15 protein-coding genes and 1 pseudogene are annotated in these 18,117 nt (G+C 69.0%); 10 read left to right on the top strand and 6 right to left on the bottom strand.

From position 1 onward, the window contains the following. Window positions 1-160 precede the first annotated feature (160 nt). Window positions 161-1,204 (top strand): L-glyceraldehyde 3-phosphate reductase, encoded by a 1,044-nt coding sequence (gene mgrA, locus WS91_RS17755; RefSeq protein WP_038748547.1) that lies wholly within the window; start codon window positions 161-163, stop codon window positions 1,202-1,204. 69 nt (window positions 1,205-1,273) lie between these two features. Here mgrA and WS91_RS17750 read toward each other — a convergent pair whose 3' ends face one another. From WS91_RS17750 to WS91_RS36885, 4 genes and pseudogenes are all read right to left on the bottom strand, one after another. Then, window positions 1,274-1,459, bottom strand: coding sequence for a hypothetical protein (locus WS91_RS17750; RefSeq protein ID WP_038748546.1), 186 nt, complete (start codon window positions 1,457-1,459; stop codon window positions 1,274-1,276). Window positions 1,460-1,707: 248 nt separating this feature from the next. Then, window positions 1,708-2,622: pseudogene (locus WS91_RS17745) on the bottom strand (EamA family transporter). A gap of 345 nt (window positions 2,623-2,967) precedes the next feature. Next, entirely contained in the window at window positions 2,968-4,257 is a 1,290-nt protein-coding gene (locus WS91_RS17740) for an MFS transporter (protein ID WP_059643373.1), read from the bottom strand. A 102-nt stretch (window positions 4,258-4,359) separates the two neighbouring features. Continuing rightward, on the bottom strand, window positions 4,360-4,602 hold the full coding sequence (locus tag WS91_RS36885; protein ID WP_186448595.1) for a hypothetical protein: 243 nt from the start codon (window positions 4,600-4,602) through the stop codon (window positions 4,360-4,362). On the opposite strand from WS91_RS36885, the gene WS91_RS17735 reads away from it, so the two are divergent. Both WS91_RS17735 and WS91_RS17730 read left to right on the top strand, forming a co-directional pair. Continuing rightward, window positions 4,601-4,813, top strand: a complete 213-nt coding sequence (locus tag WS91_RS17735) for a hypothetical protein (protein WP_004198969.1) — start codon at window positions 4,601-4,603, stop codon at window positions 4,811-4,813. The genes WS91_RS36885 and WS91_RS17735 overlap by 2 nt on opposite strands. Window positions 4,814-4,853: 40 nt before the next feature. Continuing rightward, entirely contained in the window at window positions 4,854-5,885 is a 1,032-nt protein-coding gene (locus WS91_RS17730; protein WP_059583791.1) for a serine/threonine protein kinase, read from the top strand. 233 nt (window positions 5,886-6,118) lie between these two features. Here the strand turns inward: WS91_RS17730 and WS91_RS17725 are convergent, their stop codons facing one another. Then, window positions 6,119-7,015 carry a LysR substrate-binding domain-containing protein gene (locus tag WS91_RS17725; RefSeq protein WP_059670714.1) on the bottom strand — a complete coding sequence of 299 codons (897 nt, stop codon included), beginning with the start codon at window positions 7,013-7,015 and terminating at the stop codon, window positions 6,119-6,121. 106 nt (window positions 7,016-7,121) lie between these two features. On the opposite strand from WS91_RS17725, the gene kdgD reads away from it, so the two are divergent. The 7 genes from kdgD (at window position 7,122) to WS91_RS17690 (ending at window position 16,390) form a co-directional block, all read left to right on the top strand. Next, window positions 7,122-8,063, top strand: a complete 942-nt coding sequence (kdgD, locus tag WS91_RS17720) for a 5-dehydro-4-deoxyglucarate dehydratase (protein WP_038748541.1) — start codon at window positions 7,122-7,124, stop codon at window positions 8,061-8,063. Continuing rightward, window positions 8,054-9,625, top strand: a complete 1,572-nt coding sequence (locus tag WS91_RS17715; protein WP_059670713.1) for an aldehyde dehydrogenase (NADP(+)) — start codon at window positions 8,054-8,056, stop codon at window positions 9,623-9,625. Before kdgD ends, WS91_RS17715 begins: the two co-directional genes overlap by 10 nt. Before the next feature lie 85 nt (window positions 9,626-9,710). Next, entirely contained in the window at window positions 9,711-11,066 is a 1,356-nt protein-coding gene (locus tag WS91_RS17710; RefSeq protein ID WP_059670712.1) for an MFS transporter, read from the top strand. A gap of 15 nt (window positions 11,067-11,081) precedes the next feature. Further along, on the top strand, window positions 11,082-12,518 hold the full coding sequence (locus WS91_RS17705; protein WP_059670711.1) for an enolase C-terminal domain-like protein: 1,437 nt from the start codon (window positions 11,082-11,084) through the stop codon (window positions 12,516-12,518). A gap of 8 nt (window positions 12,519-12,526) precedes the next feature. Continuing rightward, complete coding sequence (gene gudD, locus WS91_RS17700; protein ID WP_038748533.1) at window positions 12,527-13,888, top strand: glucarate dehydratase; 1,362 nt, start codon at window positions 12,527-12,529, stop codon at window positions 13,886-13,888. A gap of 28 nt (window positions 13,889-13,916) precedes the next feature. Then, the gene (garD, locus tag WS91_RS17695; RefSeq protein WP_059670710.1) at window positions 13,917-15,518 is read left to right on the top strand and encodes a galactarate dehydratase; all 1,602 of its coding nucleotides are present in this window, start codon (window positions 13,917-13,919) and stop codon (window positions 15,516-15,518) included. 2 nt (window positions 15,519-15,520) lie between these two features. After that, window positions 15,521-16,390, top strand: coding sequence for an NAD-dependent epimerase/dehydratase family protein (locus WS91_RS17690; protein ID WP_059670709.1), 870 nt, complete (start codon window positions 15,521-15,523; stop codon window positions 16,388-16,390). Window positions 16,391-16,688: 298 nt separating this feature from the next. Here WS91_RS17690 and WS91_RS17680 read toward each other — a convergent pair whose 3' ends face one another. Next, the gene (locus WS91_RS17680; RefSeq protein ID WP_038748526.1) at window positions 16,689-18,107 is read right to left on the bottom strand and encodes a coniferyl aldehyde dehydrogenase; all 1,419 of its coding nucleotides are present in this window, start codon (window positions 18,105-18,107) and stop codon (window positions 16,689-16,691) included. Window positions 18,108-18,117 lie beyond the last annotated feature (10 nt).

Here is an 18,117-nt window from a genome sequence, read left to right as displayed (position 1 = left end):
GAAACGGATGGTGAAGACGCCGCAGTGTAGGGGAGCGCCGCCGCTGCGTCCATCGCGGCGCGTGTTGCTGCACGATTCGCGATCGTTGGCTAACATGGCCCGCTGAGGTTCGTCCGGCCGGGTCGCACCGGCCTCGTTCAACGTCTCGATGGGAATTCAGATGGCCTACGAAGCAGCTTCCGAACGCTATGCGGACATGCAGTATCGCGTATGCGGAAAATCCGGGCTCAAACTGCCGGCGCTTTCGCTCGGCTTGTGGCACAACTTCGGCGACACGACGCCGATCTCGACGCAGCGCGAGATCCTGCGCACCGCATTCGATCTCGGCATCACGCATTTCGATCTCGCGAACAACTACGGGCCGCCTTACGGCAGCGCGGAAATCAACTTCGGGCGTTTGTTGCGCGAGGATTTCAAGCCGTATCGCGACGAGCTGCTGATCTCGACGAAGGCCGGCTGGGACATGTGGCCCGGCCCGTACGGCAGCGGCGGCGGCTCGCGCAAGTACGTGCTCGCGAGTCTCGATCAGAGCCTGCAGCGCATGGGGCTCGACTACGTCGACATTTTCTACTCGCACCGCTTCGACGCGCACACGCCGCTCGAGGAAACCGCAAGCGCGCTGGCCGCGGCCGTGCAGCAGGGCAAGGCGCTCTACGTCGGGATCTCGTCGTATTCGGCGGCGAAGACGCGCGAGATCGCGAAACTGCTCGCCGAATACAAGGTGCCGCTCCTGATTCACCAGCCCGCGTACAACATGCTCAATCGGTGGGTCGAGCGCGAGCTGCTCGACGCGCTCGACGAGACGGGCTCCGGCTGCATCGCGTTCACGCCGCTCGCGCAAGGGCTCCTGACGTCGAAGTATCTGAACGGCGTGCCGGCCGATGCGCGGGTCAACAAGCCGGGCGGCGGATCGCTGAAGGCGGATCACCTGAGCGCGGAGAACCTCGGGCACGTGCGCAAGCTGAACGAGATCGCGCAGCGGCGCGGCCAGAGTCTCGCGCAGATGGCGCTCGCTTGGGTGCTGCGCGATTCGCGCGTGAGTTCCGCGCTGATCGGCGCGAGCCGCGCGGAGCAGGTGCGCGAGAACGTCGCGGCGCTCGGCAAGCTCGCGTTCAGTGACGATGAGATCGCCGAGATCGACCGCCATGCGACGGAAGGCGGGATCAACTTGTGGGAAAAGCCGTCCACCGATCAGGCGATCTGATCGGTAGTCATCCTGACGATGCGCCTGCCGCCCGCTTTCGGCGCGCCGAAAGCGGTGCGAGCGCGACAGCTAGATCAGCGCAGGGAGCCCTTCGACGAGCAGCACGGCCACGGCCACGCCGAGCATCGCGCCGAGCACGCGCAGCACGTTGTGACGGAATTCGGTCGCGCACGGGACCGCGCCGAGGAACAGCGCGCCGGCGAGCGCCATCGGGATCAGCAGGATGAAGTCGCCAATCGTGAAATAAGTCGACATGCGTGTCTCCTTTCTTATCCGATCCGGCCGCCTGCTGGGCGGCCGGTTGTTTCGAGTATAGGAAACGGCCGGCGTTTTTTGGTTATCCGAAGCTTCGCAGCGCGACGAAAAAGCGCAGATTGCTCCGTTTGTCGCAAACAATCCGACGATATGCTTTCGTAATTGCTTTCTGAATGCTTTCTTATGTTGCGATGCCATGAGAAAGGCGCCCGCATGCTGCAGTGCGGGTGCTTGTCTTCATGCCGTCGTCACGCGTGCGCGGGGCGCCGGAACACGAGCGCAAGCCCGGCGAGAATCGCGACCGCGCCGACCATCTCGAAGGGCGCGCGGCGATTGCCGCGCCACGCCGTATTCATCGGCGCGGTCACGACCGGTACGAGGTAGAAGAGACTCGTCACGTTGACGAGATCGCCGTGTTGCATCAGCCGCCAGAACAGCAATTGCGTGAACACCGAGATCAGGACGCCGAACCACGCGAGCGGCCGCGAGAGCGACGAGCTCGCTTCGGACGAGAGCGGCTCGAACGGCGCGATCAGCGCACAAAGCCCACGGCCGGCTGCGTTCCGCTGCGGCGGCGCGTCGATCGGCGCCGCGCGCGCGTTTTTGCCGCAGCGCGCCCGTCGGGATCGCGAGCAACGCGCAGAGCTCGGCATGCAGTGCCGGATGCTGGCGTGTCGCCGCCAGCGATGCCGCGGTGGACGACGAGGCTCAGGCCGATCGGAGTGAGCGCGAGCCCCGCGAGACGCACGCCCGATGCTCGGCGTTGGAGCGCGACGAGCGTGAGGATCGGCTGCACGCCGAGTATCGTCGCGAGTATGCCGGGCGCGAGCCCGCGTTCGCGTGCGAGTAGACAGGATCGAATAGTCGCTCGTGAGCAGCAGCCTTGTTGCGACGGTCGCGAGCCGCGCGCCGGGCGGCGACAGCCAGCGGCGTCGCGCGAGCGACAGCAGGAGCAGCAGGAGCAGCAGGAGCAGCAGGAGCAGCAGGAGCAGCAGGAGCAGCAGGAGCAACACGAGCAACACGAGCGCGAAGCCCGCGATCAGGAAAGCGAACGCGCACGCATGCCGCAGGCCGAGTCCGTCGAAGATCGCTCCGCTGCTCCAAGGCAGCACGAACAGCGACGTCGCTCCATGTGCCGCAAGCGCGGGTCTGATTGAGGCCATCTGAAGCCCACTTGTCGATCGAATCGGTACGCTCCGGTTGCGTGCGCACGCGAACACGCCGCGCGCCAATGCACGGAACGGTTCGATCAGCGGCGAACGGCGAGCGAAAGAGGTTGCGCGGCGTTTAGCCGAGCAACGCAGCCGGAGGCGGCGGCACGCCGACGAGCGGCGGAGCGGCAGGCGGACGATGCGCGCACGCGCGCGGCAGCCGTGCGATAGACGGCTTCGATACGGCGCGGGCGGGCAACGAGGGCTTCATCGCAAAGCCTGCGAGCGAAAATTGCGATAGCGTCAAAGGTAACGTGCCGACGCGTGGTTTGGCATCGCGTCGGCGATGTCGTGCGCTCAGGCGGCCCCGGCGCGTTCGCGCGCACGCAGCCACGCCGCAGCAAGAATGCCGAGCGCGAGCAGCACGCCGACGAGCGACGCGACGCCCGGCCAACCGAGCGCGCTCCAGAAGCGTCCGCCGAGCGAACCGACGACGCTCGAGCCGAGGTAGTACGCGAGCAGGTAGAGCGCCGCGGCCTGGCCCTTGCCGTGCTGCGCGAGCCGGCCGACCCAGCCGCTCGCGACCGCGTGGCCCGCGAAGAAGCCGAACGTCACGCACGCGATGCCCGCGGCGATCGCGGCGACAGGATGCAGCAGCGTCAGCGCGACGCCCGCGAGCATCACGGCGAGGCTCGCGATCAGCACGCGGCCGCGGCCGAGCGTATCGGCGAGCCGCCCCGACGACGGCGATGCGACGACACCCACCAGATAGACGACGAAGATCGCGCTGATCGTCGCTTGCCCCATCGAATACGGCGGCGCGAGCAGCCGGTAGCCGATGTAGTTGTAGAGCGTGACGAAGCTGCCCATCAGCACGAACGCCATCGCGAACAGCACGGGCAGCTCACGCCCCTTGCCGAGATGATGCGCGAGCGATGCGCGGTGATGCGCGAGGTTCAGGCCGCGGTGCGGCGTGAAGTGTCGCGACGGCGGCAACAGCGCTCGGAACGCGAGCATCGACGCGAGGCCGAGCACGCCGATCGCGCCGACCGCGATGCGCCACGAGAACAGGCCGGTGAGGATGCCCGTGATCACGCGGCCCGCCATCCCGCCGATCGCCGTGCCGCCGACGTAGAGCCCCATCGCGAGCCCGAGGCCGTCCGGATGCACTTCTTCCGCGAGATACGCCATCGCGACGGCGGGCACGCCGCCGAGCGCGAGCCCCGTCAGCGCGCGCAGGATCAGCAACTGATGCCAGTGCGGCGCGAACGCGGCGGCGAGCGTGAGAAGCGACGATGCGGTGAGCGACGCCGTCATCAGCTTGTGGCGGCTGAGCGCTTCGGACACGAAGCCCGCGACGAACACCGCGGCCGCGAGCGCGGCCGTGGCGAACGACAGCGCGAGACTGCTTTGCGCGGGGCTCACGCCGAACGTCTTGGAGAACTCGGGCAGGAGCGGCTGCACGTAGTAGAGGAGCGAGAACGTCGCGTAGCCGGCGAACAGCAGCGCGACGCTCGCACGCCAGTAGTTGCGCGAGCCGCGTTCGAGATACGGCGCGGGCGATGCGCACGGCGCGTTCGCGGCGGCGCGCGCGTCGGCCTGACACGCGCCGGCGGCGGGCCGCGGCGCGCCGGATGATACAGTCACGCTGAGTCTCCGTCTGAAGCAAACCTCAACGATACGCCGGTTGCGCACCCGGCGTCGTTTCGTCAGACGACGCGTTGGCTTTTGGCCGCACTTCCGAATGAATCATCGGATGTCGGCCATGTGCGTCAGGGTATGATGGAGCGACGCTGCCGCAAAAGCGGCGCGTCGCGGCGACGGGATCGACGCATCCCGCGAATTGGCGGCGCTCTTGCCGCCAGCTCGCGCCTTCGCGATCCCATGAGCGGTGAACAATGGGATACGCGCCGCCGTCGTCGCGCGGATGCGCAATTCGGGTATTTCCGGCCGGGCAGCACGCGGCCGGCTTTGAAAGCGGGGAAACATCATGCATGTCGGTTCGATTGTCTGCACCACCCACATTGCCGTGCCGAAGGGCGCGCGCGGCATCGTCCAGCGCATCTTGGGGGACATGGCGATGGTGACCTGGTACGCGGGCGTGCCGGGCGAATCCAAGGAGCTCAATACCGAGCCGTTCTTTCTCGAGGATCTGATCGACACCGGCGAATCCGTGCTCCCCGCGGGCGCGGCGCTGCACTGACCGCTCGTCTTTCGGCCTCGCGCGCGGCACAATGCGGGGCATGAACGACGCCACTTCCGATTCCAACGCAGCCGGCGCAAGCGCCGGCTTGCCTTTTGCAGGCCTCACGCCCGAGCGCGTGCTCGACGCGCTCGACAGCGTGCTGATCCCCGCCGGCTCGCGCACCGACGGGCGCCTGCTCGCGCTCAACAGCTACGAAAACCGCGTCTATCAGGCGGGCATCGAGGACGGCCCGCCGATCGTCGCGAAGTTCTATCGTCCGCATCGCTGGTCGAGCGACGCGATCCTCGAAGAGCACGCGTTCGTCGCCGAACTCGCGGCGCGCGAGATCCCGGCCGTGCCGGCGCTCGCGTTCGACGGCCGCACGCTGCACGAATTCGAGGGCTTTCGCTTCGCGATCTTCGAGCGGCGCGGCGGCCGCGCGCCGGAGCTCGATCGCCGCGACACGCTCGAATGGCTCGGCCGCTTCATCGGGCGCATTCACGCGGTCGGCGCGACGAAGCCGTATGTCGCGCGGCCGACGCTCGACATTCACACGTTCGGCTACGAGCCGCGCGATTTCCTGCTGTCGCACGACTTCGTGCCGGAAGACGTTCGGCCTGCTTACGAAGCGGCGGTCACGCTCGCACTGGAGGGCGTCGCGCACGCGTACGAGCGAGCGGGCGACGTGCGGATGCTGCGTGCGCACGGCGACTGCCATCCGAGCAACGTGCTGTGGACCGACGCGGGCCCGCACTTCGTCGACTTCGACGACAGCCGGATGGCGCCCGCCGTGCAGGATTTGTGGCTGCTGTTGCCGGGCGACCGGCCGGGCGCGTCGCACGCGCTCGCCGAACTGCTCGCGGGCTACGAGGACTTTTGCGAATTCGATCCGCGCGAGCTGCATCTGATCGAGGCGCTGCGCACGTTGCGGCTCATTCATTACGCGGCATGGCTCGCGCGTCGCTGGGACGATCCCGCGTTTCCGGCCGCGTTTCCGTGGTTCAACACGCATCGCTATTGGGAAGCGCGCGTGCTCGAGTTGCGCGAGCAGATCGGCGCGATGCAGGAAGGGCCGCTGTGGCCCGTGTGATGCCGCGCTCGTCGCGTCGATCGCGCGCGGCGAGCGTCCGATCGACGTCGCGGCGAAGGCGTGCGCCGCGAGCGGCGGTTTGCGCCGTTGCCTCGCGTTTCTTCGGCTTGCGACAACGTCAGTTTCCCTAAGGATTTGTTAATCGCGTTGCGTGCGAAACGACGTATTTCGCACGCGCGCCACCGGCTCTTCGCTCCATCGCAGGACGCCCGGCTGCGCAGGCGCGTAATCCGTCAGCGCCTTTCGGCGAGCGACTTGCGCAACACGTCCTTCAGCGCGCCGAACGCGGGATTGTCGTTGTCCTTGCGATACGCGAGCGTCAGTTCGACGGGTTTCGCGGGCGTCGTGCGCACCGGCCGGTAGACGACCCCTTCGAAGTGCAGCATCGACGCGGCCGCCGGAATCAGCGCGGCGCCGATGCCCGCGCGCACCAGCGCCAGCATCGAATGAATCTGGCTCACGTATTCGACGATGTCGGGCAGCACCTCGGCGCGCTCGAGCAACCCGCTCACCAACTGGTGAAAATAGCGCGCCTCGTACGGCGAATACATCAGGAGCGGCTTGCCTTCGCAGTCGCGCAGCGCCGGGCGCTTCGGCCACGCATCGGCCACCGCTTCCGGCAGTGCGAGCACGAGCGCCTCGCGCACGCACGGTATCGACGCGAGCTCGCCGTGCTCGACGGGCGGGCGCAACAGCCCGACGTCGATCAGCCGCGCATCGAGCGCTTCGAGCTGCGCGCCGCTCACCATCTCCCTGAGCGTCAGCCGCACGTCCGGCGACGCCGCGCGCACCGCGCTCACGAGCGACGGCAAGAGACCGTAGCCGACCGACGCGGTGAAGCCGATCGCGAGCGTGCCCGCCGCGCCCGTCGCGACGCGGCGCGCGGTTGCCGCCGCTTCGTCGGCGAGCCGCAGAATGCGGGCCGCATCGGGCAGGAAGCCGCGTCCGGCCGCCGTCAGCTTCACCGATCGGCTCGTGCGCTCGAGCAGCTCGGTGCCGATCTGGTGCTCGAGCAGGCGCACCTGCCGGGACAACGGCGGCTGCGTCATGTGCAGGCGCTCGGCCGCGCGCCCGAAGTGCAGTTCCTCGGCGACCGCGACGAAGCAGCGAAGCTGGCTGAGTTCGAACATCGATTCAAAATATGGATTGATTGAGTCATTCCTTATCTTGGACTTGAATCGTTCGCAGTGCAAGAATCCGCTCACCACTTGTCACGCCGCACCGGCACGAACGCTCATGTCACGCTACACGCCCACCGAATTCGCCCGCCAGATCGGCTCCGGCCTGCTGTCTTTCCCGGTCACGCACTTCAAGCCCGATCTGTCGTTCGACGAGGCCGCCTATCGCGCGAACCTCGGCTGGCTGTTCAGCCACGACGCCGCTGGCCTCTTCGCCGCGGGCGGCACGGGCGAGTTCTTCTCGCTCACGCCCGCCGAAGTCGATAGCGTCGTGCGCGCGGCGCTCGCCGAAACGGGCGGCCGTCTGCCCGTGATCGCGCCGGCGGGCTACGGCACCGCGATGGCGATCGACTATTGCAAGGCGGCCGAAGCGGCGGGCGCCGACGGCATCCTGCTGTTCCCGCCGTATCTGACGGAGGCGTCGGCCGACGGCGTTGCCGCGCACGTCGAGCAGGTCTGCAACGCGACGCGCCTCGGTGTGATCGTCTACAACCGCGCGAACCAGGTGCTCGACGAAAACGCGCTCGCACGCCTCGCCGAGCGCTGCCCGAACCTCGTCGGCTTCAAGGACGGCGTAGGCGACATCGAGCTGATGACGCGCATCTACACGCGCCTCGGCGATCGATTCACGTACATCGGTGGCCTGCCGACCGCGGAGACGTTCGCGCTGCCGTATCTGACGCTCGGCGTGACCACGTACTCGTCGGCGATCTTCAATTTCGTGCCGCGCTTCGCGCTCGATTTCTACGCGGCCGTGCGCGCGCAGGATCATGCGAAGGTGTATGCGATGCTCGATCAGTTCGTTCTGCCGTACATCGCGCTGCGCAACCGCAAGCGCGGCTATGCGGTGTCGATCGTGAAGGCCGGAATGAAGGTGATCGGCCGCGGCGCGGGCCCCGTGCGCGCGCCGCTCATAGATTTGACGGGCGAGGAGCTGGCCGAGCTGTCGGCGCTCGTCGCGCGGATCGCCGAGGTTGCCGAGGTGGAAGCATGTCTCTGAGCGGCGAGCTGATGCTGGGCGGCGAATGCGTCGCACCCGGCGAGCGCACGGTGCGGGCGATCGACCCCGCGACGGGCGCGACGCTCGAGCCGGCGTTCGCGCTCGCGACGCACGCGAACGTCGCGCGCGCGTGCGAGCGGGCCGCCGCCGCGTTCGACGCGTATCGCGACACCGCGCCCGATGCGCGCGCCGCGTTTCTCGACGCGATCGCCACCGAGATCGAGGCGATCGGCGACCCGCTGATCGAACGCGCGACCGCCGAAACCGCGCTGCCGCGCGCGCGCCTCGAAGGCGAGCGCGCGCGCACCTGCAATCAGCTGAGGCTGTTCGCGTCGGTCGTGCGCGCCGGCGATGCGCTCGGCGCGCGCATCGATTCGGCGCTGCCCGAGCGCAAGCCGCTGCCGCGCGCCGATCTGCGGATGCGGCGCATCGCGCTCGGCCCGGTCGCGGTGTTCGGCGCGAGCAATTTCCCGCTCGCGTTCTCGGTCGCGGGCGGCGATACCGCTTCCGCGCTCGCGGCCGGCTGCCCCGTCGTCGTGAAGGCGCACCCCGCGCATCCGGGCACGTCCGAGCTCGTCGGCCGCGCGATCGCCGCGGCGCTCGCGCGGTGCGGGCTGCCGGCCGGCGTGTTCTCGCTCGTGCACGCGGACAACGACGTCGCGGGGGCGCTCGTTGCCGATCCGCGCATTCAGGCGGTCGGCTTCACGGGCTCGCGCGCGGGCGGCCAGGCGTTGCTGCGCATCGCGCAATCGCGTGCGCAGCCGATTCCGATGTACGGCGAGCTGAGCGCGATCAACCCGGTGTTCCTGCTGCCCGACGCGCTCGCGAAGCGCGGCGGCGCGCTCGGCCGGCAATTCGTCGCGTCGCTCACGCTCGGCGCCGGGCAGTTCTGCACGAATCCGGGTTTGCTGCTCGCGATCGACGGCCCCGACGTCGGCGCGTTCGTGAACGCGGCCGCCGATGCGCTCGACACGAGCGCCGCGCAGCCGATGCTCACGCCCGGCATCCACGCGGCGTACGTGCGCGGCGTCGAGCGTCTGGCGGGCGCGGCCGGCGTGCGTTGCGCCGCGCGCGGCGACGCGAGCGACTTGCCGAATCGCGGCCGCGCGGGCTTGTTCGAGACGCACGCGCGGCACTTCATCGAGCAGCCCGCGCTGCACGACGAGATCTTCGGCGCGACGGCGCTCCTCGTGCGCTGCCGCGACGCGGCCGAGCTGAGCGCGGTCGCCGAGACGCTCGACGGCCAGTTGAGCGCGACGCTGCATCTCGATACGGGCGATGCGCCGCTCGCGCGCGCGCTGTTGCCGGTGCTCGAACGCAAGGCGGGCCGCATCGTCGCGAACGGCTGGCCGACGGGCGTCGAAGTCTGTCACGCGATGGTGCACGGCGGCCCGTGGCCCGCGACGACGGATGCGCGCGCGACGTCGGTCGGCACCGCGGCGATCGAGCGCTTCCTGCGGCCCGTCTGTTATCAGGATCTGCCCGCGGAGCTGCTGCCGCCCGCACTGCGGGACGACAATCCGCTGCGGCTGCGCCGCCTCGTCGACGGAAACTGGGTCTGAACGCGATAGTCGCGCGAAGCCGGGCCGCACGGGCCCGGCGCTGAAACGACCGGCGCATAATGGACGCCGGCGGAAGGAGGAGACAATGGACATCAAAGCCCCCGCCGTGGGTGCGCACAGCACGCCGCGCGTCGAGCGCATGAGCCGCGTGCGCTTCATGATCCTCGCGATGCTGTTCGTCGTGACGACGATCAACTACGCGGACCGCGCGACGATCTCGATCGCCGGCTCGGCGATGCAAAAGGATCTCGGCATCGACGCGGTGTCGCTCGGCTACATCTTCTCCGCATTCGGCTGGGCGTACGTGATCGCGCAGATTCCGGGCGGGTGGCTGCTCGATCGTTTCGGTTCCCGGCGCGTTTATGCGGCGAGCATCCTGATGTGGTCGATCTTCACGTTCGCGCAAGGCGCAATCGGCTTCTTCTCCGGCATGGCCGCGATCGCGGTTGTGTTCGCGCTGCGCTGTCTCGTCGGCGCCGCCGAAGCGCCCTCGTTTCCGGCCAACAGCCAAATCGTCGCCGCGTGGTTCCCGGCCAGCGAGCGCGGCACCGCATCGGCGATCTTCAATTCCGCGCAGTACGCGGCCACCGTGATCTTCGCGCCGCTGATGGCGTGGCTCGTCCACACGTTCAGCTGGCACTACGTATTCATCGTGATGGGCGCGATCGGCGTCGCGGCGGCGTTCGCGTGGCGGCTCTTCGTACGTGATCCGAAGGATCATCCGCGCATGACGCGCGCGGAGATCGAATACATCGAGAACGGCGGCGGCCTCGTCAACATGGATCGCGCGGGCGTCGCGAAGACGGAAGGCCCAGATCTCGGCTACATCGGGCAACTGCTGAGGAACCGGATGATGATGGGCGTCTACGTCGCGCAGTATTGCATCAACGCGCTCACGTACTTCTTCATCACATGGTTCCCGGTGTACCTCGTGCAGGCGCGCGGGATGTCGATCCTGAAGGCGGGCTTCGTCGCGTCGGTGCCGGCCGTGTGCGGCTTCCTCGGCGGCATTCTCGGCGGGATCATCTCCGATGCGCTGTTGCGGCGCGGCGCGTCGCTGTCGGTCGCGCGCAAGGTGCCGATCGTGCTCGGGATGCTGCTGTCGGTCAGCATGGTGGTGTGCAATTACGTCGACGCGCAGGGGATCGTCGTCGCGGTCATGGCGCTGTCGTTCTTCGGCAAGGGCATGGGCGCGCTCGGCTGGGCGGTCAATTCGGATACCGCGCCCAAGCAGATCGCGGGCCTGTCCGGCGCGCTGATGAACACGTTCGGCAATCTGTCGAGCATCACGACGCCGATCGCGATCGGCTACATCGTCAACCGGACCGGCTCGTTCAACGGCGCGCTGGTCTACGTGGGGCTTCATGCGCTTGTCGCTTGCGTCTGCTATCTGTTCGTGGTGGGCGAGATCAAGCGCGTCGAGCTGAAGCCGGCATCGTAAGCGGAGCCATCGGACATGACGTCCAATATGATCGAAGCCGTCGCGCGCGCGCACACGCCGCGCGTCACGCGGATGCAGGTGATTCCCGTCGCGGGGCGCGACAGCATGCTGCTCAACCTGTGCGGCGCGCACGCGCCGTTCTTCACGCGAAACATCGTGATCCTGAACGATGGCGCCGGGCATGTCGGCGCGGGCGAAGTGCCGGGCGGCGAAGGCATTCGCCGCGCGCTGGAGCGCGCGGCGCCGCTCGTCGTCGGGCAGCCGATCGGCCGCATGAACGGCGTGCTCGCCGACATTCGCCGCGCGCTCGCGGGCGACGGCCCCGCCGCGCATCAGGCGACCGTGCACCAGGTGACGTCGGCGTCGGAGGCAGCGGTGCTGCGGCAGCCGCACGAGATCAATCTGCGGATGGACAACGTCGTGACCGCGGTCGAAGCGGCGCTGCTCGACCTGCTCGGGCAGTTCGTCGGTGCGCCCGTCGCCGACCTGCTCGGCGCGGGCCGGCAGCGCGACGCGGTGCCGATGCTCGCGTACCTGTTTTACGTCGGCGAGCGCCGCCACACCGATCTGCCGTATCCGGCGGGCGCCGACGGCGGCGACGCGTGGCTGCGCGTGCGCCGCGAAGCCGCGACGACGCCCGCGCAGATCGCGCGCTTGGCCGAAGCCGCGGCCGATCGCTACGGCTTCGCCGACTTCAAGCTGAAGGGCGGCGTGATGGACGGCGAGGACGAGATGGAAGCGGTGGCGGCGATCAAGGCGCGTTTTCCGCACGCGCGCGTGACGCTCGATCCGAACGGCGCGTGGTCGCTCGACGAGGCGATCGCGCTTTGCAAGGGGCGGCGCGATCTGCTCGCGTACGCGGAAGATCCGTGCGGCGCGGAGGCCGGCTATTCGGGCCGCGAGATCATGGCCGAGTTCAAGCGCGCGACCGGCGTGCCGACGGCGACCAACATGGTCGCGACCGACTGGCGCCAGCTCGGCCACGCGGCATTGCTGCAGGCGGTGGACATTCCGCTCGCCGACCCGCATTTCTGGACGATGCAGGGCTCGGTGCGCGTCGCGCAACTGTGCGACGAATGGGGGCTCACGTGGGGCTCGCATTCGAACAATCACTTCGACATTTCACTCGCGATGTTCACGCACGTCGCGGCGGCCGTGCCCGGCGCCATCACCGCGATCGACACGCCCTGGATCTGGCAGGAAGCCGACGAACGCCTGACGCGCGAGCCGCTTTCGATCGAGCGCGGACACGCGGCCGTGCCGGACCGGCCGGGGCTCGGCATCGAACTCGACATGGCGCGCGTGTTCGAGGCGCACGCGCTGTACGAAACCCTCGGGCCCGGCGCACGCGACGACGCACGGGCGATGCAATACCTGGTGCCGGGCTGGACGTACGATCCGAAACGGCCGAGCTTCGGCGCCGCTGCGCGCGCGGCCGCGCGCGGCGCCTGAACGCTTCGATGGAGACACTCGTGAATCAAACCGAATCGAGCCGCACGGCGGCGCCCGTCGTGTCCGACATGCGCGTCGTGCCCGTCGCCGGACGCGACAGCATGCTGTTGAACCTGAGCGGCGCGCACGCTCCGTTCTTCACTCGCAACGTCGTGCTGATCCGCGACAGCGCGGGCCACACCGGCGTCGGCGAGGTGCCCGGCGGAGAAGGCATTCGCCGCACGCTGGAGGATGCGCGCGCGCTCGTCGTCGGCCAGCCGCTCGGCCGCTGGCAGGACGTGCTGAATGCGGTGCGCGCCCGCTTCGCCGATCGCGACGCGGGCGGCCGCGGCCTGCAGACGTTCGACCTGCGCATCGCGATTCACGCGGTGACGGCGCTCGAAGCCGCGCTGCTCGATCTGCTCGGCCAGCATCTCGGCGTGCCGGTGGCCGCGCTGCTCGGCGAAGGCCAGCAGCGCAACCGCGTGCCGATGCTCGGCTACCTGTTCTATGTCGGCGATCGAAACCGCACCGATCTCGATTACCGCAGCGAAGCCGAATCCGACGATGCGTGGTTTCGCTTGCGCAACGAAGCGGCGCTCACGCCCGATGCGATCGTGCGTCTTGCCGAGGCCGCGCACGCGCGCTACGGATTTCAGGACTTCAAACTGAAGGGCGGCGTGCTGTCGGGCGACGAAGAGATCGCCGCGGTGAGCGCGCTCGCAAAGCGCTTTCCGCACGCGCGCGTGACGCTCGACCCGAACGGCGCGTGGCCGCTGCAGGAGGCGATTCGCCTCTGTCGCGGCAAGGACGGCGTGCTTGCGTACGCGGAAGATCCGTGCGGCGCGGAGGCCGGCTATTCGGGCCGCGAGATCATGGCCGAGTTCCGCCGCGCGACGGGGCTGCGCACGGCGACCAACATGATCGCGACCGACTGGCGTCAGCTCGGCCACGCGATCCGGCTCGGCTCGGTGGACATTCCGCTCGCCGACCCGCATTTCTGGACGATGCGCGGCTCGGTGCGCGTCGCGCAGCTGTGCGACGAATGGGGGCTCACGTGGGGCTCGCATTCGAACAATCACTTCGACATTTCGCTCGCGATGTTCACGCACGTCGCGGCGGCCGCGCCCGGCGCCATCACCGCGATCGACACGCACTGGATCTGGCAGGACGGCCAGCGCCTCACGCGCGAGCCGCTGCGCATCGAGGACGGCCACGTCGCCGTGCCGCCGCGCGGCGGGCTCGGCGTCGAGATCGACGAGGACGCGCTCGAAGCCGCGCACGCACTGTATCTGAAGCACGGCCTCGGCAGCCGCGACGATTCGCTCGCGATGCAGTACCTGGTGCCGAACTGGACGTTCGACAACAAGCGGCCCTGTCTCGTGCGTTGAGCGACGCCCGCCCATCACGGAGCATTCGATGCAGGAATCCACCTCGACCGACGACGCGCGCACGCGATCGGACAGCGCGCTGACGATCCGCGTGCACGACAGCGACAACGTCGCGATCGTCGTCAACGCACGCGGCCTGCCCGCCGGCGTGACGCTCGGCGACGGCACCGTGCTGGCCGAAGGCGTGCCGCAGGGCCACAAGGTCGCGCTCGCCGATCTCGCCGAAGGCGACGCGGTGATTCGCTACGGCGAAGTGATCGGCTACGCGGCGAAGCCGCTGCCGCGCGGCAGTTGGGTCAACGAGCATGCGGTGAAGCTGCCGTCGGCGCCCGCGCTCGCCGAGCTGCCGCTCGCGACGCGCGCCGATCCGAAGCTGCCGAAGCTCGAGGGCTACGCGTTCGACGGCTATCGCAACGCGGACGGCACGGTCGGCACGAAGAACGTGCTCGGCATCATGACGAGCGTGCAGTGCGTCGCGGGCGTCACCGACCATGTGGTCGCGCGGATCAGGCGCGAGCTGCTGCCGCGCTATCCGCACGTCGACGACGTCGTCGCGCTGAACCACACGTACGGCTGCGGCGTCGCGATCAACGCGCCGGCCGCGATCGTGCCGATCCGCACGCTGCAGAATCTCGCGCTCAATCCGAACTTCGGCGGCGAGGTGATGGTGATCGGCCTCGGCTGCGAGAAGCTCGTGCCCGAGCGCCTCGTGCCGGAATCGCTCGCGCCGGGCGGCCGCATTCCGATCGAGGTCGCGGGCAGCGCCGATTCGCCCGTGCTTCGTCTGCAGGACGAAGCGTTCGACGGCTTCGGCGGGATGGTCGACGCGATCATGGCGATGGCCGAGACGCGTCTCGCGCATTTGAACCGCCGCCGCCGCGAGCCGTGCCCGGCGTCCGATCTCGTCGTCGGCGTGCAGTGCGGCGGCAGCGACGCGTTCTCGGGCGTCACCGCGAACCCGGCCGTCGGCTTCGCGGCCGATCTGATCGTGCGCGCGGGCGGCACCGTGATGTTCTCCGAAGTGACCGAGGTGCGCGACGCGATTCATCTGCTGACGCCGCGCGCGATCGACGAGGACGTCGGCCGCGCGCTGCTGCGCGAGATGGCGTGGTATGACGATTACCTGTTGCGCGGCGAAACCGACCGCAGCGCGAACCCGTCGCCCGGCAACAAGACGGGCGGGCTGTCGAACGTCGTCGAAAAGGCGCTCGGTTCGATCGTGAAATCGGGCACGAGCCCGATCGTCGACGTGCTCGGTCCCGGCGAGAAGGTGCGGCGCAAGGGGCTCGTCTTCGCGGCGACGCCCGCGAGCGACTTCGTCTGCGGCACGCTGCAGCTCGCGTCGGGCATCAACCTGCAGGTGTTCACGACGGGGCGCGGCACGCCGTACGGCCTCGCGATGGCGCCTGTCGTCAAGGTGTCGACGCGCAAGGCATTGAGCGAGCGGTGGCACGATCTGATCGATCTCGATGCGGGCCGCATCGCGACCGGCGAGGCGAGCATCGCCGACGTCGGCTGGGAGCTGTTCCATCTGATCCTCGACGTCGCGAGCGGCCGCCGCAAGGTGTGCGCCGACAAGCTCGGGCTGCACAACGCGCTCGTCCTGTTCAACCCCGCGCCGGTGACCTGATCATGACCGACCTCCTGCGTTCGAACACCGGCGCGCCGACGGCGGACGGCGATCCGCTCGACGGCGTTCTCACGCACTGCGGCCGCATCCTGCTGACGGGCGCGGCCGGCGGTCTCGGCCGCGTGCTGCGCGAGCGGCTGCGTCGCTACGCGGACGCCGTGCGCGTGTCCGACATCGCGCCGCTCGGCGACGCGCGGCCGGGCGAGGAAAGCGCGCGCTGCGATCTGTCGGACGCGGCGGCCGTCGACGCGCTCGTGCGCGGCGTCGACGTGATCGTGCATTTCGGCGGCGTGTCGGTCGAGCATCCGTTCGATGCGGTGCTGCCCGCGAACATCGCGGGCACGTACCACGTGTACGAGGCGGCGCGCCGGCACGGCGTGCGCCGCGTCGTGTTCGCGAGCTCGAATCACGTAACGGGCTTCTACGAGCAGGGCGAGCGCATCGACGCGGCCGCGCCCGCGCGCCCCGACGGCTACTACGGCTTGAGCAAGGCGTTCGGCGAGCAGCTCGCGCGGTTCCATCACGATCGCTACGGAATCGAGAGCGTGTGCATCCGGATCGGCTCGTCGTTCCCGGAGCCGACGGATCGCCGGATGCTCGTCACGTGGCTCGGCTACGACGATCTGGAGCAGCTCGTGGCCCGCGCGATGTTCGTGCCGCGCGTGGGCTGCACGATCGTCTACGGGGTGTCGGCGAATCGCGACGCGTGGTGGGACAACGCGCGCGCCGCGCATCTCGGCTACCGGCCGACGCAATCGAGCGAGCCGTGGCGCGAGCGGATCGAGCGCACGCAGCCGCCGCTTGCCGACGACGATCCGGTGCGCCGCTATCAGGGCGGCGCGTTCGTGACGGCTGGGCCGTTCGGAGACTGACGCGCATGCACGCGCCGGAAATCATCGAACGAATCGGCGACATGCGCTGCGGCGTCGGCGAAAGCTCCATGCGGCGGGACGGCGGAGCAGCGCTTTGCTTGACCGGCACCGCGGGCCGCGCGCTCCGTCGTTGGGATACCGAAGCGAATCGCGCGCACGCGTGCGCGCTGCCGGAGACGGCGGGCTCGATCGCGCTGATCGCGGGCGGCTGAGCAGGTGCGCCAGCCTGCGCGCATCGCAAAAAGAAAAAGGGCCGCGCTCAGCGGCCCTTCGTTCGCCTTGCATCAGCGAGCGCGCATCAGAACCTCAGCATCAGCTTGAGGATCGCCGCGAAGCGCTTGCCATATGGCGGCGCGATCATCGCGCGCGTGTTCAGGCGCGGCTGCGTGAGCACGGGCTTCATCTTCGAGAACGTGACGAAGCCGTCGTAGCCGTGGTACGCACCCATCCCGCTCGCGCCGACGCCGCCGAACGGCAGCGTGCCGCACGCGATGTGCATCAGCGTGTCGTTGACCGTCACGCCGCCCGAGATCGTGTCGCGCATCACGCGCTCGACGCTCGCGTTGTCTTCGTCGAACAGGTACAGCGCGAGCGGCCGCGGCCGCGCGTTCACGTATGCGATCGCGTCGTCGAGCGTGTCGTACGGGACGATTGGCAGCAGCGGCCCGAAGATCTCTTCCTGCATCAGTTGCGACGCGTCAGGCGCCTGCGTGACGAGCACGGGCGGCAACCGGCGCAGCGCGGGATCGGGCGCCGCGTCGGTGAGCGGATGCAGTTGCGCGCCCGCTTCCTGCGCTTCGCTCGCGAGCCGCTGCAGCCGTGCGAAGTGGCGCTCGGAGATGATCGACGTGTAATCCGGATTCGTCGACAGATTCGGATAGAGCTTCGCCATCCGCTCGCGCGCCCGCGCGACGAATGCCGCCTCCTTGCCGCGCGGCACGAGCACGTAGTCGGGCGCGATGCAGGTCTGGCCCGCATTCAGCGTCTTGCCGGTGACGATCGCGTCCACCGCCATATCGAAGCGCGCGCGCGGCCCGACGATCACGGGCGACTTGCCGCCGAGCTCGAGCGTGACGGGCGTGAGGTTCTCGGCGGCCGCGCGCATCACGTGGCGGCCGACGTTCGTCGAGCCGGTGAAGAGCAGGTGATCGAACGGCAGCCCGCTGAACGCGGCGCCGATTTCCGCATCGCCGTTGACGACCGCCACGTGATCGCGCGCGAAAGTCTTCGCGATCAGCTCTTCGAACAATTGCGACGTGCGCGGCGTCAGTTCGGACATCTTGATGAGCGCGCGATTGCCGGCGGCGAGCGCGCAGATGAGCGGCCCGGCCGCGAGCAGCACCGGGTAGTTCCACGGCACGACGATGCCGACGACGCCGAGCGGCTGCGGCATCACCTTCGCGCGCGCCGGGCGCAACCACTTGTTCATCGTCCGGCTCTTCGGCTTGATCCAGCGCTTGCCGTGCTTGAGCGCCTCGTCGATTTCCTCTTTCGCGAGCCAGATCTCGGACATCAGCACTTCTTCCTTCGCGCGGTGGCCGAAATCGGCGCTGATCGCGGCCGCGAGCGCGTCGCGGTTCTCGAGCAGCATCTTGCGCAACGCGCGCAGGTGGTCGGCGCGCGTCGCCCACGACGGATACGGCGCGCGCAGATACGCGGCGCGCTGGTCGCGCAGCAGCGCGTCGAGCGTGGCTAAACCGGGCAGATCGTTCTTCATGGCGTCTCCT

Origin of the sequence: Burkholderia sp. MSMB1498 (genome assembly GCF_001526245.1) — a bacterium.
Taxonomy (GTDB): Bacteria; Pseudomonadota; Gammaproteobacteria; order Burkholderiales; family Burkholderiaceae; genus Burkholderia; species Burkholderia savannae.
The sequence above is the reverse complement of the archived record's forward strand: the minus strand, read 5'-3'. Positions and strand labels throughout refer to the sequence as shown.

What these genes read in the sequence shown, in the direction of transcription:
- WS91_RS17710 (WP_059670712.1), top strand. Translation starts at nt 9,711, where the DNA reads ATGGACATCAAAGCCCCCGCCGTGGGTGCGCACAGCACGCCGCGCGTC.
- WS91_RS17730 (WP_059583791.1), top strand. Translation starts at nt 4,854, where the DNA reads ATGAACGACGCCACTTCCGATTCCAACGCAGCCGGCGCAAGCGCCGGC.
- WS91_RS17735 (WP_004198969.1), top strand. Translation starts at nt 4,601, where the DNA reads ATGCATGTCGGTTCGATTGTCTGCACCACCCACATTGCCGTGCCGAAG.
- WS91_RS17690 (WP_059670709.1), top strand. Translation starts at nt 15,521, where the DNA reads ATGACCGACCTCCTGCGTTCGAACACCGGCGCGCCGACGGCGGACGGC.
- WS91_RS36885 (WP_186448595.1), bottom strand. Translation starts at nt 4,602, where the DNA reads ATGATGTTTCCCCGCTTTCAAAGCCGGCCGCGTGCTGCCCGGCCGGAA.
- gudD (WP_038748533.1), top strand. Translation starts at nt 12,527, where the DNA reads ATGGAGACACTCGTGAATCAAACCGAATCGAGCCGCACGGCGGCGCCC.
- WS91_RS17750 (WP_038748546.1), bottom strand. Translation starts at nt 1,459, where the DNA reads ATGTCGACTTATTTCACGATTGGCGACTTCATCCTGCTGATCCCGATG.
- WS91_RS17725 (WP_059670714.1), bottom strand. Translation starts at nt 7,015, where the DNA reads ATGTTCGAACTCAGCCAGCTTCGCTGCTTCGTCGCGGTCGCCGAGGAA.
- mgrA (WP_038748547.1), top strand. Translation starts at nt 161, where the DNA reads ATGGCCTACGAAGCAGCTTCCGAACGCTATGCGGACATGCAGTATCGC.
- garD (WP_059670710.1), top strand. Translation starts at nt 13,917, where the DNA reads ATGCAGGAATCCACCTCGACCGACGACGCGCGCACGCGATCGGACAGC.
- WS91_RS17715 (WP_059670713.1), top strand. Translation starts at nt 8,054, where the DNA reads ATGTCTCTGAGCGGCGAGCTGATGCTGGGCGGCGAATGCGTCGCACCC.
- kdgD (WP_038748541.1), top strand. Translation starts at nt 7,122, where the DNA reads ATGTCACGCTACACGCCCACCGAATTCGCCCGCCAGATCGGCTCCGGC.
- WS91_RS17705 (WP_059670711.1), top strand. Translation starts at nt 11,082, where the DNA reads ATGACGTCCAATATGATCGAAGCCGTCGCGCGCGCGCACACGCCGCGC.
- WS91_RS17680 (WP_038748526.1), bottom strand. Translation starts at nt 18,107, where the DNA reads ATGAAGAACGATCTGCCCGGTTTAGCCACGCTCGACGCGCTGCTGCGC.